16 protein-coding genes and 1 tRNA gene are annotated in these 15,457 nt (G+C 61.1%); 4 read left to right on the forward strand and 13 right to left on the reverse strand.

The annotated features are described in order from the left end of the window. Positions 1-21 precede the first annotated feature (21 nt). The 4 genes from DQW91_RS13560 to DQW91_RS13575 all read right to left on the reverse strand — a co-directional run bounded on the left by DQW91_RS13560 (position 22) and on the right by DQW91_RS13575 (position 4,170). A complete protein-coding gene (locus DQW91_RS13560; protein ID WP_112664182.1) occupies positions 22-348 on the reverse strand; it encodes a lipid-A-disaccharide synthase N-terminal domain-containing protein in 327 nt (108 codons plus the stop codon). Continuing rightward, complete coding sequence (locus DQW91_RS13565; RefSeq protein ID WP_112664183.1) at positions 348-1,082, reverse strand: glycosyltransferase family 2 protein; 735 nt, start codon at positions 1,080-1,082, stop codon at positions 348-350. The genes DQW91_RS13560 and DQW91_RS13565 overlap by 1 nt, the downstream gene beginning before the upstream one ends. A gap of 45 nt (positions 1,083-1,127) precedes the next feature. Next, positions 1,128-2,837 (reverse strand): ArnT family glycosyltransferase, encoded by a 1,710-nt coding sequence (locus tag DQW91_RS13570; protein ID WP_112664184.1) that lies wholly within the window; start codon positions 2,835-2,837, stop codon positions 1,128-1,130. A gap of 157 nt (positions 2,838-2,994) precedes the next feature. Beyond that, positions 2,995-4,170 (reverse strand): GGDEF domain-containing protein, encoded by a 1,176-nt coding sequence (locus DQW91_RS13575; protein WP_112664185.1) that lies wholly within the window; start codon positions 4,168-4,170, stop codon positions 2,995-2,997. Between the two features lie 275 nt (positions 4,171-4,445). Between DQW91_RS13575 and DQW91_RS13585 the strand changes: the two genes are divergently transcribed. Next, the gene (locus DQW91_RS13585) at positions 4,446-5,738 is read left to right on the forward strand and encodes a GGDEF domain-containing protein (protein WP_112664187.1); all 1,293 of its coding nucleotides are present in this window, start codon (positions 4,446-4,448) and stop codon (positions 5,736-5,738) included. A 66-nt stretch (positions 5,739-5,804) separates the two neighbouring features. Here DQW91_RS13585 and DQW91_RS13590 read toward each other — a convergent pair whose 3' ends face one another. Further along, positions 5,805-6,539 carry a TerC family protein gene (locus DQW91_RS13590; RefSeq protein WP_112664188.1) on the reverse strand — a complete coding sequence of 245 codons (735 nt, stop codon included), beginning with the start codon at positions 6,537-6,539 and terminating at the stop codon, positions 5,805-5,807. 75 nt (positions 6,540-6,614) lie between these two features. Then, positions 6,615-6,830, reverse strand: a complete 216-nt coding sequence (locus DQW91_RS16665) for a hypervirulence associated TUDOR domain-containing protein (protein ID WP_157961448.1) — start codon at positions 6,828-6,830, stop codon at positions 6,615-6,617. Positions 6,831-7,010: 180 nt separating this feature from the next. Here DQW91_RS16665 and DQW91_RS13600 point away from each other — a divergent pair. Continuing rightward, positions 7,011-7,086 (forward strand) — tRNA-Lys (locus DQW91_RS13600). A 64-nt stretch (positions 7,087-7,150) separates the two neighbouring features. Here DQW91_RS13600 and DQW91_RS13605 read toward each other — a convergent pair. Beyond that, positions 7,151-8,287, reverse strand: a complete 1,137-nt coding sequence (locus DQW91_RS13605; protein ID WP_157961449.1) for an acyltransferase family protein — start codon at positions 8,285-8,287, stop codon at positions 7,151-7,153. A gap of 107 nt (positions 8,288-8,394) precedes the next feature. On the opposite strand from DQW91_RS13605, the gene DQW91_RS13610 reads away from it, so the two are divergent. Continuing rightward, positions 8,395-9,459, forward strand: coding sequence for a hypothetical protein (locus tag DQW91_RS13610; protein WP_112664191.1), 1,065 nt, complete (start codon positions 8,395-8,397; stop codon positions 9,457-9,459). On the opposite strand, the gene tgt is transcribed toward DQW91_RS13610, so the two are convergent. Further along, the gene (gene tgt, locus DQW91_RS13615; protein WP_112664192.1) at positions 9,440-10,612 is read right to left on the reverse strand and encodes a tRNA guanosine(34) transglycosylase Tgt; all 1,173 of its coding nucleotides are present in this window, start codon (positions 10,610-10,612) and stop codon (positions 9,440-9,442) included. The genes DQW91_RS13610 and tgt overlap by 20 nt on opposite strands. 765 nt (positions 10,613-11,377) lie before the next feature. Here tgt and DQW91_RS13620 point away from each other — a divergent pair. Further along, on the forward strand, positions 11,378-12,244 hold the full coding sequence (locus DQW91_RS13620; RefSeq protein WP_157961450.1) for a GGDEF domain-containing protein: 867 nt from the start codon (positions 11,378-11,380) through the stop codon (positions 12,242-12,244). On the opposite strand, the gene queA is transcribed toward DQW91_RS13620, so the two are convergent. From queA to DQW91_RS13645, 5 genes are read right to left on the reverse strand one after another with little or no spacing between them, the layout of a single operon-like run. Then, positions 12,211-13,290: a tRNA preQ1(34) S-adenosylmethionine ribosyltransferase-isomerase QueA gene (queA, locus tag DQW91_RS13625; protein WP_112664194.1), complete on the reverse strand. Its 1,080-nt coding sequence runs from the start codon at positions 13,288-13,290 to the stop codon at positions 12,211-12,213. The two genes, DQW91_RS13620 and queA, sit on opposite strands and share 34 nt — an antisense overlap. Before the next feature lie 8 nt (positions 13,291-13,298). Then, positions 13,299-13,865, reverse strand: a complete 567-nt coding sequence (locus tag DQW91_RS13630; RefSeq protein WP_112664195.1) for an NADPH-dependent FMN reductase — start codon at positions 13,863-13,865, stop codon at positions 13,299-13,301. Between the two features lie 5 nt (positions 13,866-13,870). Next, positions 13,871-14,335: a peptidylprolyl isomerase gene (locus tag DQW91_RS13635; RefSeq protein WP_112664196.1), complete on the reverse strand. Its 465-nt coding sequence runs from the start codon at positions 14,333-14,335 to the stop codon at positions 13,871-13,873. Positions 14,336-14,385: 50 nt separating this feature from the next. Then, positions 14,386-14,892 carry an energy transducer TonB gene (locus tag DQW91_RS13640; RefSeq protein WP_112664197.1) on the reverse strand — a complete coding sequence of 169 codons (507 nt, stop codon included), beginning with the start codon at positions 14,890-14,892 and terminating at the stop codon, positions 14,386-14,388. After that, entirely contained in the window at positions 14,892-15,440 is a 549-nt protein-coding gene (locus DQW91_RS13645; RefSeq protein WP_112664198.1) for a peptidylprolyl isomerase, read from the reverse strand. Before DQW91_RS13645 ends, DQW91_RS13640 begins: the two co-directional genes overlap by 1 nt. Positions 15,441-15,457 lie beyond the last annotated feature (17 nt).

Genomic DNA, 15,457 nt, shown 5'->3' on the forward strand with positions numbered 1-15,457 from the left:
CGCCCGGGGTGACGCGGCAATTCAGGCCGCTCTCTTGCGCCGGTCCTTCGCGATCAGCATGAGATTGCGAACGTAGATGAAGACCGAGAACGCCTGGCCGAGAATGATGACGATGTCGTGCCGGACCAAGCCATAGACCAGCGTCATCAACCCGCCACCGATGGACAGAAACCAGAAGCCGACGGGAATGACGCTCTTCTCGGCCTTCTCGCTCGCGATCCACTGCACCATGAAACGCGCGCCGAAGATGAGCTGGGCCAACACGCCGAAAGCCGCCCAGAAATCGAAGCGGGCGACGAACACATCGTAAAAATACAAGCTGAGATCGTGCGAGAGCCGCATCAGCATCACGCGATCTCCTGCGCGTTGGGTACACGTTTGCGGCGGCGGATCAGCCACCACACGCCGAACAGGTCGAGAATGCCGACCCAGAGACGGTCGAAGAGACCGTAATTGGAGGTGCCGGCGTGGCGGGACCTGTCGACCACGTCCACATGAGCGACCCGGTAGCCCTCGCGTTTCACGAGCGCGGGCATGAAGCGGTGGAGCGCGTCGAAATAGGGCAAGGCGAGATAGACATCGCGACGGAAGGCCTTGAGCCCGCAACCGCTGTCACGGGTCGCATCGTCCAGCAGCCAGCCGCGCACGTTGTTGGCAACGCGCGACTGCCACTTCTTGGAGTTGCCGTCCTTGCGCCCGACTCGTTGGCCAGCGGCAAGCGCCGTGCCCTCGTCATCGAGGGCCGCGACAAGGTTTGGAATGAAGGCCGGATCGTTCTGGCCGTCACCATCGAGCGTGACGACGATGCCGCCCCGCGCGGCGCGCACGCCTGTGCGCACGGCAGCGCTCTGTCCACAGCTCGCCTCGTGCCGCACCAGCCGCAGCCACGGGCGCGTGGCGCGGGCCTTCAGCACTTCGTCCGGCGTCGTGTCGGTGGAGCCGTCATCCACGTAGACGACCTCGAAGGGGCCCAGCGCGGCGCAGGCGCGCTCGATCTCATCCACCAGCGGGAGGATGTTGAGCGCCTCGTTTTTGACCGGCACGACGATGCTGACCTGAGGTTGCACAGATACTTGACCCATCAATCAACGGCTCTTGCTGCCGCCTCTCAAAAAATACGAATGCCCTTACGGGGTGGTCGAAAAGACCCCGATATCGGCCCTTCGGCCCGAGTTGATATTGAAACCTGTGACCCGGGTCGAGAGCGCCGGGGAAACCTTTAGGCGCGCGGACGCCGCCCGGAAATCGTCTTCGAAGCGTTTTTCCACGAAGACGACGCGGCAACCGCCCTTGGCGAGGAAGGCTGCAGCCTCTTCTCCGGTCTCCAGCATGTCGAGATTGGTGCCGGTGAGGAAGACAAGGCTCGGCTCCCGATAGCCGAGGGTCGCGACGAGCGGCTTCGGGCATGCCACATCGCGCGCCGCCTGCGCAAGGCGCGGCGAGATCTTGAGCGACCGCAGGTCGAGCTGTGCGAAGCCGAAAACGCCGATGGCGAGGAAGATCGCGGAAAACAGGCTCGCAGAAAGGCACGCGACGACCCTGCCCTTCACGAACAGCCGCCACGCATAAAGCGCGATGCCTGACGACACGATCAGGGCCGGGAGCGCCCGGTAGGGCAGCGTCTGGTCGAGATTCCAGTTGGCGATAGGCAGGCCGATGGTGAGGCCAACGGGAATGAACGGGATCAGGAAAGTCGAGATTTTCGCGAGCGGCCGGTGCGGACCGACGAAACTGCGCCCGATGGCCATTACCGTGACGATGGCGATGGCCGGATAAAGCGGCATGACATAATGCGGCAGCTTGGTCGGCACCGCCTCGAAGATCAGCCAGGACGGGACGACCCAGGCCAGGGCGAAAGCGATGGCGTCCTCTCGCCGGTTGTTCCAGGCGAAGGGTATCGCAATGCTCGCCAGAATGGCTCCCGGCCAGAACGTCGCGAAAAAGGCGGTGAGGTAAAAGCCCGGAGGAGCCCAGTGATAGCGCTGCGCCGTGCCAACCTTGCCCAGCATGTCCTGCCCGACGGACGCCGCGAAGAACGCGCCGTGGCTCTTCAGGGCGATGGCGATGAACCAGGGCAGCACGATCAGGAGCGTCACCACCAGCCCCGACCACGGGCGCAGCGCCAGAAGCCAGCGGACGGAACGCTCGCGGTAGGAGAGGATCGCCGCCGTCAGGCCGACGAACATCAGGACAAGCGGGCCTTTGACGAGAATGCCAATGGCGAAGCCGAGCCAGAACGTGACGAGCGCCGAGCGCGGCAACACCGCCGCCCCGCGTCCGAGATAGGCGCGTGCCAGACCGCCCATCGCGGCGATGGAGCAGGCAGCGAGCACGGCATCCGTTTTCGCAAGCCGCGCCTCGACCATCAGGATGATCGAGGTCGCCATGAGCGCGGCGGAGAGGAAAGCCCCTCTCCTGCCGAGGAAAGCGAGTGCGGCCCAATAGGTCAGAAGGACGGCCGCGCCCGCGCCGAGGAGCGAGGGGATGCGGTAGAGGGCGATGGTGGTCCTTGCCTCAGGGATCCCCGCGGCCTCGCCGATGGCGACGCTGATGCTCTGGAGCCAGTAGATCCCGACCGGCTTCTTGTGCCGGGCTTCGTCCTGGAAACGGATGTCCACGACATCACCGGTTTCCAGCATCTGCTTGGAGGCCTGGGCATAACGCGGCTCGTCCCGGTCCATTGGCTGGAGCGAGGTGAAGCCCGGCAGAAAGCAGGCCAAAGACAGGAGAACGAGAACCAGGCAGATCCGGGCATGGCTGCGCTCGAAGAATTCCACCGCGCGATCCACGAACCCCTGCCGCGGCAATGCGCGCATCTGATCTGCGAGATCGTTCATCGGGAACTCCGGCGATAGGCGAACGCCCTGTCATCCATGAAAAATACAGGAGCGGAAGCCCCTGCACGACCGGCGCTCTTCCCGCAAACGGCGGCCGAAGTCAAATCGGCGGCGGGCTGCGCCCCTCGCCTCCCCGGGAAATCCGGACCCGTCAGACCTAGTCCCGGTTCTTGCGTCGCCCCATCGGGGACGCAGGGAACAGAACGATATCGCCACTGGTCGCGATGACCTTGTTCCGCCCACCGAACTTGGCGCGATAAAGCTCGGCATCGGCCATCGTGACAAGGGTTTCGGGCTCGACGCCGACCGCCGTCGCGCAGCCGATGCTCACCGTGACGCCGAGAGTGTCACCGAGTTTTTCCGCGACCGCTGCGGGGAACGCGGCGCGGATGCTTTCGGCGATGGTAAGCGCCTCGTCCCGCTCCTGCGGTACGATGGCGCAGAACTCATCACCCCCCACCCGCCCGAATGCCCCGGACGGCAGGAAATGGACAAGGGTTTGCGCGAAGGTCGTGATGACCTTGTCTCCCATCGTATGGCCGAAGGTGTCATTGACCTCCTTGAAGCCGTCGAGATCGAACAGAAGGCAGCTCAGGGGCCTGGATTTGTGGCGTGCGGCGAGAGCCTCGGCATCGGCGAAGAAGGCGCGCCGGTTGGGAATGCGTGTCAGGGGATCGAGCAGAGCCGCCTGGCGGAATTCCGATTCAGCGAACTCCTTGGACATGGAGAGAAACAGGAACGCCGATGTCGGCATATAGATGACCAGCACCAAGGCCATCGGCGCCGACCACTGCCCGGTCGCGGGGTCCACGCTGGTCAATGTCTGGTTGACCAGCCCAAGGCCCGCCCGGACGATGGAATACAAGGCCGCGCAGAACAGCACGAAGACGGTGGCTGATTGGGACATGAGCCGCTGCGGCGCATTCCGCCACAACTCCCAGGCCATCAGGAGGCAATAGGCCGCTCCGATCATCGAGATCACGAACACGCGGGCGGGAAAATGCGGAGCGATCAGGGGCCATAGAGCGACCCAGAGGCCGGCCCCGATGAAGGCCGCGAGGATCTTGGGCGGCCGCCCGTTGAAAGAGCGGCAGCCGACATATTGCGCCCCGGCAGCAAGCGCGAAGAGGCCATTGCCCAACAACCGGTTGCCGGGAACGATGCCCTGAACGCCGAGGAAAAGCGCTCCCGCCGCCGCCAGGCAGAATCCGATCCCCCACCAGAAAAGTGCAGTGACGCGGCGGTTCTGCAGCCATGCGAAGAGCAGCAAGGCCCCGGACACCACGGTCAGCAGAACCGCGGCAACCCCGAGGGAAATGGGGTCTAAGGACATGGGCTCGTTCCGCTATGGGCCGACATCTGCGTGGAAGGTGGGACGCCCCGAAGCACGATTTATTACGCTACGTCAATATCGCGCTTGAAATTAATGGAGCCTTGTATTGTTTTCGCCGTCGCCCTCTTCAAGACGCGTGCGACAAGCGCCATGACAAATTTATCACTATCGGCACAAAGAAAACGATGAGCGCGACCGAGCTGATATACATCGACAGGAGAGCAAACTAACTTGCGAAAAGCCGATTCCAAGCAAAGGATTCGACGGATTCGTCAATGGCCTATCGAAACGCCATTCTGCTCATTCTGGAAGCAGCCATCTATTTCGCGATGATGCTGGCTATTCTTCGCGCCAGCAAGCGCATCGGCATCGGGGTCTTCATCACCGTTCTTGGCGTGATGCATTTTCTCGAAACGTATCTCGCCAGTGTCTTTTATATTGGCCTTCCCTTCGGGGTCGTCGCCTCGCCCGGCTCGGCTCTTCTGTTTTCCTCCAAGCTCATCCTCATTCTCCTCGTCTACATCACGGAGGACGCGGATACGGCACGCCAGCCGATCTACGGGCTTTTCATCGGCAATGCCGTCGTCATTCTCTTCGCGGGTTCCCTTGCGCTTTATGGGACGGCCGACTTAAGTCCCAACCGCTCGCCGGACCTCAAGCTACTAGATGAAATGGGTCTCCTGATGGGATGGGGCACGGCGCTTCTCTTCATCGACGCGATCCTCATCATTCTGCTCTACGAGAAGCTCCGCACCTGGCTGGGTGACAACCGGACGGCGAGGATACTCGTCAGCTCCACCGCGATCCTCACCTTCGACCAACTCGGCTTCTTCGCCGGTCTGCGCTTTCTCATCATGGCGCCTGTCGACGTGTTGTGGAGCGGGTGGATCGCCAAGATGACAATGGCGCTGCTCTTCAGCCCGATGGCAGGCGCGTATCTGAGCTGGGTCGCGCGTCAACCGTTGGGAAGGCCCAAGCGCCGCTTGTGGGATGTGTTCGGCGCCCTCACCTACCGCGAACGCTACGAGGATCTTCTCGAGAACATCGGCCGGGACCGGCTGACCGGTGTTTTCGACCGCGGTTATTTCGAGGCGAAGGGAGCGTCCATCGTCGCGCAAGCCATCGAAGACGATCGACCGATCAGCCTTCTCCTCATCGATCTCGATAATTTCAAGAACATCAACGACCAGTTCGGCCACCGCGCCGGCGATGCCGCCCTGCGTTTCGCCGCACATCAGATCGGCACGCTCACCCGCGATATCGATTATCTCTTCCGCTATGGCGGCGACGAATTCGTGCTGCTCTGCTCCGGCCTGCCCCCTGGCGGCGTTCAGGCGATGGCGGAGCGCATTCGGCGGCACGTGAGTGAAGTGGTCGTCCCGGAAACCGGCCGTCACATCAGCGTCTCCATCGGCACAGCCTCGGGCGGCATCAACGGCGACACGCTGGAGGCCCTTTTCGAGGTTGCCGACAAACGGCTTTATGCCGCCAAGAGAGCCGGACGAAACCGCGTCTTCGACGGCGAGGCCCTGTCGCCCGGCCACGAGGACGCCGCCGTCGCGAGTTAGCTCCGCGCTCACACCAAAAGCAAAGGGCCGCCCGATGGCGGCCCTTTTTCGTGCGACGGCTTGCGGTTACTGGCGTTTCTGCGCGCGCCGCGAGAGCATGTTGAGCGCCTCGACGAGGCCGGAGAAGGCCATTGCGCTGTAGATATAGCCCTTCGGCACATGCGCCCCGAAGCCCTCGGCGATGAGCGTCATGCCGATCATCAAGAGGAAGCCCAATGCCAGCATGACGACGGTCGGGTTCTTCTGGATGAACAGCGCCAGCGGATCGGAGGCGATGAGCATGACCGCCACCGCAACGATCACCGCAATGACCATGATCGGGATGTGATCCGTCATGCCGACGGCGGTGATGATGCTGTCGATGGAGAAGACGAGATCGAGCACCAGGATCTGGCCGATGGCGGCACCGAAGCCGAGTTGCGGCCTCTTGCTCTCAAAGACATCGGAGCCGGGATTGGGGTCCACGCTGTGGTGGATCTCCTTCGTCGCCTTCCAGACCAGGAACAGGCCGCCCGCGATGAGAATGAGGTCGCGCCAGGAGAAAGCCTTGCCGAAAACCTCGAAAATCGGCGCGGTGAGCTGAACGATGATCGCGATAGTACCAAGAAGCGCCAGGCGCAGGATCAGCGCCAGCCCGATGCCGATGCGCCGCGCTCGCTGCTGCTGATGGGCGGGCAGCTTGTTGGTGAGAATGGAAATGAAGACCAGGTTGTCGATGCCGAGCACCACCTCCATGGCAATCAAGGTGGCGAGCGCCGCCCAGGCGGTGGGATCGGCGGCGAGAATGAGGATTTGGTCCATAAGCTTATCCGTGTGTATCCACGCGGATATGTTGTTCCGAATCTCCGGCTGCAAGTGCAGTCGCGATCAAATCGATCATTTTATCTTTCGCAGAGCCCCGCCTTTATGCAGGGCCACATGATCTGTCCTGTCGCTCTTGATCTCGTATTGCGGATCTTCTTCACTCGCGTGGTGAATGTAGCCCTTATAGTTCACGTCTTGCGTGTGCACGTGCACGATATGGCCGCTGACGTGCCCGGCCTCGGAATTCCAGGAGACGTGATCGCCAACCTTGAACATTTTCGCCGCCATGGCGCTCCTCCCACCCGTTCCGGAAACATAGGGCAGGCAAGGCTGAGGAGCCGGGAAAACGCCGTCCCTGCCCCGCACTCCGCATCGAAGCGCCACCAAAAGCGTGAGATAGGCGGGCAAGGCCGCCCTTTTCGATTGACCCGCCCTCCGAGAATCCCTATTTCGGGCGAACCCCTGAGGGAGCGCGTAGCTCAGCCGGTAGAGCATCTGACTTTTAATCAGAGGGTCCTGGGTTCGAGTCCCAGCGCGCTCACCACTTTCATAGTGGTTTGAAATTTCAAAAATCCGGATGGAAATTCCCAGACTTTCGGCCCCCCCCTCTACTCAGCGGGAGAGGCGAGCGTAACCCTTGCTTTCCTCTCGCGAACAAGAGTGATGAGGGCGCGGGCAAAGTTCTGCGCAGGTTTCTCGATGTACGTGTGCGTCAACCAAACACAACCAAAGAGAACGGGCAGCGCGATTACCAGAGCCAGCTCATACCGCAGGCCATTGCGGGTCGCCAGGAAGTCGATGAAGAAGCCGCCGAGCGGCGCGTGCAGAAGGTAAAGCGAATAGCTTGTATCTGAGAAAAAGCCGACAATTCGCGGCAGGACAGTCACACTCCCTACCCAGAAAGCAGAAAAGATCGCAATCGTGTACAGATGCGAGATGAAGATCTCTGCCCCCGGCTGCCAGAACATCGGGTTCGTATTGCTGAACAACAGCACGAAAGCACCGTAACAGCACAACCCGTATACAATCGCCTGCGCAGGGCCCAGCTTGCCGCTTGCTCCGAGATAAAACGCTCTGCCGACAAGCAAAAATGGCAAATACATCCAAATCCACATGAAATGGACGAATTTGAAGTAAGAAAGGCTGTTAAGGCCATACACAGTCACGCAAACCGCAAGCATAGCCCAACTCGCGGCCAGCGGGTTTTTCTTGGTCAGCGGAATAAAGAGCCAAACAAGGCCGTAGAAAAGCATCTCGATGGCAAGGGTCCAAGTGACGCTCAAGATATAGGGCGGGCCGACGAACCAATTCACCAGAAAAGCGGACTTCAATACAGTTTCTAAGTTCTGGCTCCCTGAACTAGGGCCCAAAACGCTCCAAAAGCCCAACATCTTTGCCGATGCGTGCAGGATTACGACGAGAATGACCGCAATCCAAAGCATTGGAAAAATGCGAAAAATGCGCTTGAGCGCAAAGTCGAATCTTTCCTCACGAAGCGACGAGTGCGTGATGATGAAGCCACTCACAAGAAAGAACAGGAGGACACCCAGATGCCCCCCATCCTGGTGCAGATGTAAGGGGGTGACGACTGCAGTCGTCCAAAAATCGTAAAGTGGGCTCTGGACCTTCCGCGTGGAGAGCCACCAGCCACCGAGGTGGGACCAAAGCACGATCAAGGGTGCGATCGCTCGCAACCAGGAGATAAAAACGATGTTCCCGCTTGTACCGCCGCCTGTTGAGCCCATGCCGTCCTCTTTCTGTAGGCTGCGTATTACATACTCTAAGATGTTGTGCCAATGCGTGAACATCGCTCCCCGTTGACATCCGCCCCGTCTCCCGCGATCACCCGCCGATGACGGTTCTTTCGCACGATAGCCTTTGGCGGCGGTTTGTCTGGTGTTTTGCCGGGACGGCCCTGGTTCTGGCCGGCGTGCTTTACGCGTTCGTTCTCGTCATGGACCCATACGGCCTGCAGGCCTCGGCGTCCCGCCCGCCGACGCCGATCATGGATGTGAACCAGCGGTTCATGTATCCGCAGCTCATTCGCAGCGGGCGCTTCGATTCAGCGGTGTTCGGCACGTCCACGGTGCGCCTGCTGGACCCCAAACAGCTCAATGCCGCCTTCGGCGGGCGCTTCGCCAATCTCGGCATGAACGCCGCAACGCCATGGGAGCAGATGCAGCTGGCGAGCCTCTTCCTGCGCAGCGTCCCGGAGTCGAAGAACCTGATCCTCGGCCTCGACCGCACCTGGTGCGAGGAGGATGCGGACAAGAAAAAGCTGACGTTCCGCGCCTTTCCACCGTGGCTCTACGACGACAGCCGCCTCAATGATTATCCCGAGCTCCTGAGCCTGACAGGGCTCGAGATCGCGGGGCGCGTGCTGCTCCATCGCCTCGGCTCCATGCCGGAGCGTATCCCGGCCGATGGCTATGAGGTCTTTGTGCCGGATGACGCGACCTACGATCTGGAGCGGGCGCGTTTCCATCTCAATCAGTGGCAGCTTCCGGTCGCGCCGAAAAAGGCCTTCAGGATCAGCCCCGATGGGCAGCGGAAGGTGGTTTTCCCCGCACTGCCCTGGCTTCAGGAACTCCTGTCGCAAGTGCCGGCCTCTACAACGGTGACCCTCGTCTTCACGCCCAACCACATCCGCGCGCAGGCTGTGCCCGGCACGCGTGATGCAGCGATCGAAGCCGCCTGCAAAACTCAGCTCACGGATCTCGCTAAGGAAAAAGGCGCGGCGCTGATCGATTTCCGCTTCCGCTCATCCGTGACGGAGAACGACGCGAATTACTGGGACCCCCTGCACTATCGCATCGGGATCGCGCACCGGATCGTGGAAAGCCTGAAGGACGCCCGCGCCACCGGGAAAGGCGATGCAGCGGGCTTCTACAAGGTGCTCAATCCTCCCCGCCCGTAGAGCGGTTGTCGGCATGGTCCGCGATGCCGTCGCGGTCGCCCTTCGCCCAGTCTTCCTTGATCTCGGCGATATGGTCGGCAAGCCGCCCCTCGGCGATGGCCTTGCGCAGGCCTGCCATCAGGTCCTGATAGTAAGCAAGGTTGTGCCAGGTCAGCAGCATCATACCCAGGATCTCGTTGGAGCGGACGAGGTGGTGCAGATAGGCACGTGAGTAGGTGTTGGTGGCCGGGCACATCGATTCCGCATCGAGCGGGCGCGTGTCCTCTGCGAATTTTGCGTTGCGCAAATTCATGCGGCCGAAGCGGGTGAAGACCTGCCCGTGGCGACCCGCGCGGGTCGGCATCACACAGTCGAACATATCGACCCCGCGCCGCACGGATTCGACGATGTCGTCCGGCGTGCCGACGCCCATGAGATAGCGCGGCTTCGTCGTCGGCAGGTGCGGCTCTACCGTCTCGATCATGCGCAGCATCACGTCCTGCGGCTCACCGACGGCGAGGCCGCCGATGGCGTAGCCCTTCAGGTCCATCGCCGTCAGCTCCTTCGCGCTCTCGATGCGAAGGCGCTCCACCGCACCGCCCTGAACGATGCCGAACATCGCCTTGCCCGGCTGGTTGTCGAAGGCGATCTTGCAGCGCTCCGCCCAGCGCAGGGACAAGCGCATGGCCTTCTCCGCCACATCGTCCGTGCAAGGCAGCTTCACGCATTCATCGAGCTGCATCTGGATATCGGAGCCGAGCAGGCCCTGAATCTCGATGGAGCGCTCCGGCGTCATCACATGCTTCGAACCGTCGATATGCGACTGGAAGGTCACGCCCGTCTCGTCGATCTTCCGCAGCGAGGCGAGCGACATGACCTGAAACCCGCCGGAATCGGTGAGGATCGGATAAGGCCAGTTCATCAGCTTGTGCAGGCCGCCGAGCCGCGCCACGCGCTCCGCGCCAGGGCGCAGCATCAGGTGATAGGTGTTGCCGAGCACCACATCGGCTCCGAGCGCCTTCACCTGGTCCGGATACATGGCCTTGACGGTGGCGGCCGTTCCCACGGGCATGAAGGCGGGTGTGCGGATCACGCCGCGCGGCATCCTGATCTCGCCGGTGCGCGCCGCGCCGTCGGTTTTGGCAACGGTAAAAGTGAATTGCTCGGTGGTCATCGGTGGTCCTGCAAAAACTGCGCTGTCTTATCCCCGATCACGGGCGCGAGGGAAAGCGGCGGATATCCATTCGAGAGGCAGGGAATGCCCCAAAGAAAATATTCTTGAAATTACGGAATGGAACTTCGCGACAAATAAATTCGCGAGGAAAATTCTCGCACAACAAATCACAAAAGAAAGAATCGCCACAATAAATCGAAGGCATCATTGACAATCAACGGCAAAAACCTCGATATCAATTGCCACAATCAAATTCCTCTCCGCACAATATTGTTCAATAATAACAAAATCAGAAAATAATCACCCTAAACATGGCTATGTTATTAAATAATAATTTTAAAACCCTTGAGCGAGTTGCCGCTCCAATGCTCGTTCTCCGCTCCCGTTGCCGAACCTGGGATCGTTGAGAAGGTTCCATCCATGAGCGGAAACCAGCTGATGACGCTTCTGAGCCCCGTCATCGGATCTATTTTTACGATATTCTATTTCCTTTTATGGTCTCAGCATCGTACCCGCACATACATATTGTACGTTGTTGGGGCATTCAGCTTTTACACCCTCGCGGTGAGCTCAAGACTCATCCTTTCCTCCGGCAATTCCGGCCAGAATCTCCTCCCCACGCTCATCCTTTTCGTGATCTGCATTGTGCTTCTGAGCAAAGGGTGCCTCCTCAGAAGGCATAAGGATTTAACGATCGCTCAAGTCGCGGCGATCCTTCTCCCGGCAACCGTGGGGTTTGCTCATTACTATTTCATCGACCCGAACTTGAGCGCCCGCATCTACATCAGCAGCTTGGGGTGTTCGTTTCTTTTCGCCATGACGGCCTTTCGCCTTCGCCCCTCCCCTGAGGACCGCCTCGTCGAGAAAGTCATTTTTGGGCTCTTTCTGCTGCTCAGTCTTCAGATCGCCCTGCGCCCCGTGCTGACGTTCAACCCCGGAGCGCTGAACGCCTCGCAAAGAGCCTTCGGCGACTCGCCCTTCTGGCTGGCTTTCAACTTCTCACTGATCGTTTCTGCCGTGCTCATGGGGCTTTCGCTGCTCTTCGCCATCGTTACCGACATCACGAGCGACCTGAAAGCGCAGGGTGCTACGGATGCCCTGACTGGGACCAATAATCGGCGCGGCTTTGAGGAAAAGGCGCTGTCTGCCATCGCAAACGGCAAGCTTCATCCAATCAGCCTTGTCGTTTGTGACATCGATTACTTCAAGGCCATCAACGACGATAACGGCCACTTGGCAGGCGACCGCGTCTTAAGACAGTTCGCGGCGCTGCTGAACGCGCACGTTCGCAAGAACGACATTGTCGGACGGATGGGCGGTGAAGAGTTCACCGTTCTGCTCACCGAATGCACGCTGAACGATGCGGCGAAGTTTTCGGAACGCATTCGCGCTCTTTTCGAAACATCGGGGACGGAAGGTCTGCGGGGAAATTCACGGACCACGGCGAGCTTCGGCATTGCCGAATATCATCCGGGAGAAACCTTGCAGCAACTCGTGAACCGGGCCGACAGGCTGCTTTACGCCGCCAAGAACAGCGGCCGCAATCGCGTTTGCTCGGAAGAGGCCGAACCGATTGTCCTGCCCCTGCCTGAGAGACATCACGCCCTGAACAACAAGCTGCCGTCGCCGTAGGAATAGAACCGGTAGCCGCCCGCAATCGCGTGCCGATAGGCGGCCTGCATGCGCTCCAGCCCGGCGAAGGCCGAGACCAGCATGAACAAGGTCGAGCGCGGGAGGTGGAAATTGGTCATGAGGACGTCCACCGCCTTGAACCGATAACCCGGCGTGATGAAAATCGCCGTCTCGCCGGAGAACGGCATGATGGTGCCATCCTCCCGCGCCGCGCTTTCCAGAAGCCGCAGAGATGTCGTGCCGACCGCCACGATGCGCCCGCCCCGCGCCTTCGCCTCGTTGAGCGCCCGCGCGGTCTCCTCGGAGACCGTGCCCCACTCGGCGTGCATCTTGTGGTCTTTCGTGTCCTCGGCCTTCACCGGCAGGAAGGTGCCCGCGCCCACATGCAGCGTCACGAAATGGCGTGCGATGCCGCGCTCATCGAGACGGCGGAAAAGGTCATCCGTGAAATGTAAGCCCGCCGTCGGCGCGGCAACCGCGCCCTCGTCGCGAGCGTAAACGGTCTGATAGTCCGCAACATCCTTATCGTCTGTCGGGCGCTTGCCCGCGATGTAAGGTGGCAGCGGCAATTCGCCGAGGCGGGCGATAGCCTCATCGAGCGCGGGACCGGAGAACGCGAAGCGCAGGGTCACATCCCCGCCCTCGCCTTTCGCGATCACTTCCGCATCGAGGTGCGTTAGCTCGCAAACCGTCCCCTCCGCATGCTCGCCGAAGCGGATGCGGTCACCGACATTGAGCTTCTTGGCGGGCCGCGCGAAGGCACGCCAGAGATCCGCCCCTTCACGCTTGTGAAGCATGATCTCGACGCGCGCCGCCGTCTCCTCACGCACGCGCAGGCCGTAGAGGCGCGAGGGGATGACCTTGGTATCGTTGAGCACAAGCACGTCACCGGGCTGCAGCAAATCCGGCAGCTCGCGCACGATGCGATCCTCGAAGGGGGCCGCATCGGGCCGCACCACGAGCATCCGAGCGGCATCGCGCGGCTCCACGGGACGAAGCGCGATCCGGTCTTCGGGAAGCTCGAAATCGAAGAGATCGACGTGCATGCTCTTGACTACTTGGCGTGGGACAATTGCGCCGCGCCCACATCGGCCTCTTGGGCAAAGGCCTCTTGGGCAAACGCCGTTATCGCAGCGCGCAGTTGCGCCGAGAATTCGGGATGGGCAACGATATCGTCAGCGACAAAGGTTCTGCTTGGAATGGAAAGGGTTATGCACGCCGAGGGCACGATCCGGGCCGACATCGTCGTGAGTATCTCCCGGAGCGAGGCTTGCGCGTGCACTGAACGCGCCGAAAGATTGATGAGCGCGACAGGTTTTTCGGGGAACTCGACGCTCCCCACAAGCCAATCCAGAGCATTCTTGAAAGCGCCGGGCACACCATGTGCATATTCTGGACATGCAATCAGAAGACCGTCGCATTGTCCGACACGCGCCCGCAAGTCCATTACGGCAGCAGGATTGGCCTCGCCCTCCAGGTCGGGGCTGAAATGCGGTAAATCGCCTACTCCGCCGTAAATCGAGATCGTGATGCCGGGCGGCGCAAGACGACGCGCCGCCTCAAGCACAGCGGAGTTGAGGGAGGCAGCCCGAAGGCTGCCTGAGACCGCAAGAATGCGCATGCAGATCAGATATCCGCCTGCACCTTCATCGAGACGATCCGGTCCGGATCGCGCACGGGCTCGCCGCGCTTGATCTTGTCGACGTTATCCATGCCTTCCACGACCTTGCCCCACACGGTGTATTGCTTGTCGAGGAAGCGGGCGTCGTCGAAGCAGATGAAGAACTGCGAATTCGCCGAATGCGGATAGTTGGTGCGAGCCATCGAGCAAACGCCGCGCACATGCGGCTCTGCATTGAACTCGGCCTGCAGGTCGGGAAGGTCCGAACCGCCGGTGCCGGTCCCCTCCGGGCAGCCGGTCTGCGCCATGAAGCCGTCGATCACGCGGTGGAAGACGATGCCGTCATAAAAGCCCTTGCGGGCGAGGGTCTTGATCCGCTCCACATGCTTGGGCGCAAGATCGGGGCGCAGTTCGATGACCACGCGGCCCTTGGTCGTTTCCAGGATGAGGGTGTTTTCCGGATCGGCCATGAGGTCCTCCTGTTTGATGAATCCGTTTGAAGAATGGAATGCTTCGCCGCTCACATAGGACGAGTGTCGGCAAAACGAAAGGTGAAGGGGCGGCCCGCGATGGCGCTCCCGAGCTTTTCCGTGACGGGAAGCGGCGTGCACCGCGCAAAAGCCTCGAGCACCGACCGCTGGAAAGCGTCCCGCTGGTCGGCATCGCCACCGGATTTGTAGAAGGTAATGCGCGGCTTGCCCAAAAGCTCGCCGTTGCGCTTGAAGCTCAACAGGACGGTGATTTCCTGCCCTGAAAACCCGCTGTTGCGCGGCGGGCGCCAGCATGACTGAATGACCCTGAACACATCGTTCAGGGTGTCGATCCGCCCGTCCTTCAGGCCCTCGCCGGGGCGGATCACGCCGTTGATGCTCTCGGGAAGTTTGGGCGAAAGGTCATAAGGCGTCTTCCCCTCCTCCTCGTCCCCGAAAGGCGAGACGCCTTGCGCCAATCCCGGTGCAAGCGGCGCCACCACCATAACTGTGAGAAGCGCCGCGAGCCGGAGAAGCGATCGGGAGGGGAAACGCATCACTTCGCGTCGGTGGCGAGCTGCATCTTCACGATCTTGTCGGGAGACGAGACCATGCCATTGTTGGCCTGGTCGCCCTTCTTGATCTTGTCCACCACGTCCATGCCGGCAACGACTTCGCCGAAGAGCGTGTACTGGCCGGTGAGCGGACCGCAGCCCTCGTAGCAGATGAAGAACTGGCTGTTGGCCGAATCCGGGCTCGCCGAGCGCGCCATGCCGACGGAGCCGCGCTTGTACTGCGTCTTGGTGAATTCAGCCGGGATGTTCGGCAGGTCGGACTTGCCCGTGCCGGTGCCCGTCGGATCGCCGGTCTGCGCCATGAAGCCGCCGATCACCCGGTGGAACACCACGCCGTTGTAGAAGCCGCGCTTCGTCAGGGCCTTGATTTGCTCCACATGCTTGGGCGCGAGATCGGGGCGAAGCAGGATCGTGACGCGACCGTCCTTGGTGTCGAGATAGATCGTGTTCTGCGGGTCAGTGGCCTGTTGGGCCACTGCTGGCACAAGGCTCGCGAACATCAGGGCTCCGGCAACGAGCAGGCGCTTCATCGGGCAGTCTCCTTGGT

Source organism: Microvirga flavescens, from assembly GCF_003290125.1.
In the GTDB taxonomy this organism is placed as follows: Bacteria; Pseudomonadota; Alphaproteobacteria; order Rhizobiales; family Beijerinckiaceae; genus Microvirga; species Microvirga flavescens.

Excerpts from the sequence above, each read along its gene's own strand:
- DQW91_RS13605 (WP_157961449.1), bottom strand. The coding sequence starts at position 8,287 with ATGGGCTCAACAGGCGGCGGTACAAGCGGGAACATCGTTTTTATCTCC.
- DQW91_RS13585 (WP_112664187.1), top strand. The coding sequence starts at position 4,446 with ATGGCCTATCGAAACGCCATTCTGCTCATTCTGGAAGCAGCCATCTAT.
- DQW91_RS13560 (WP_112664182.1), bottom strand. The coding sequence starts at position 348 with ATGCTGATGCGGCTCTCGCACGATCTCAGCTTGTATTTTTACGATGTG.
- DQW91_RS13575 (WP_112664185.1), bottom strand. The coding sequence starts at position 4,170 with ATGTCCTTAGACCCCATTTCCCTCGGGGTTGCCGCGGTTCTGCTGACC.
- queA (WP_112664194.1), bottom strand. The coding sequence starts at position 13,290 with ATGCACGTCGATCTCTTCGATTTCGAGCTTCCCGAAGACCGGATCGCG.
- DQW91_RS13640 (WP_112664197.1), bottom strand. The coding sequence starts at position 14,892 with ATGCGTTTCCCCTCCCGATCGCTTCTCCGGCTCGCGGCGCTTCTCACA.
- DQW91_RS13630 (WP_112664195.1), bottom strand. The coding sequence starts at position 13,865 with ATGCGCATTCTTGCGGTCTCAGGCAGCCTTCGGGCTGCCTCCCTCAAC.
- DQW91_RS16665 (WP_157961448.1), bottom strand. The coding sequence starts at position 6,830 with ATGGCGGCGAAAATGTTCAAGGTTGGCGATCACGTCTCCTGGAATTCC.
- DQW91_RS13635 (WP_112664196.1), bottom strand. The coding sequence starts at position 14,335 with ATGGCCGATCCGGAAAACACCCTCATCCTGGAAACGACCAAGGGCCGC.
- DQW91_RS13645 (WP_112664198.1), bottom strand. The coding sequence starts at position 15,440 with ATGAAGCGCCTGCTCGTTGCCGGAGCCCTGATGTTCGCGAGCCTTGTG.
- DQW91_RS13565 (WP_112664183.1), bottom strand. The coding sequence starts at position 1,082 with ATGGGTCAAGTATCTGTGCAACCTCAGGTCAGCATCGTCGTGCCGGTC.
- tgt (WP_112664192.1), bottom strand. The coding sequence starts at position 10,612 with ATGACCACCGAGCAATTCACTTTTACCGTTGCCAAAACCGACGGCGCG.
- DQW91_RS13570 (WP_112664184.1), bottom strand. The coding sequence starts at position 2,837 with ATGAACGATCTCGCAGATCAGATGCGCGCATTGCCGCGGCAGGGGTTC.
- DQW91_RS13610 (WP_112664191.1), top strand. The coding sequence starts at position 8,395 with ATGACGGTTCTTTCGCACGATAGCCTTTGGCGGCGGTTTGTCTGGTGT.
- DQW91_RS13590 (WP_112664188.1), bottom strand. The coding sequence starts at position 6,539 with ATGGACCAAATCCTCATTCTCGCCGCCGATCCCACCGCCTGGGCGGCG.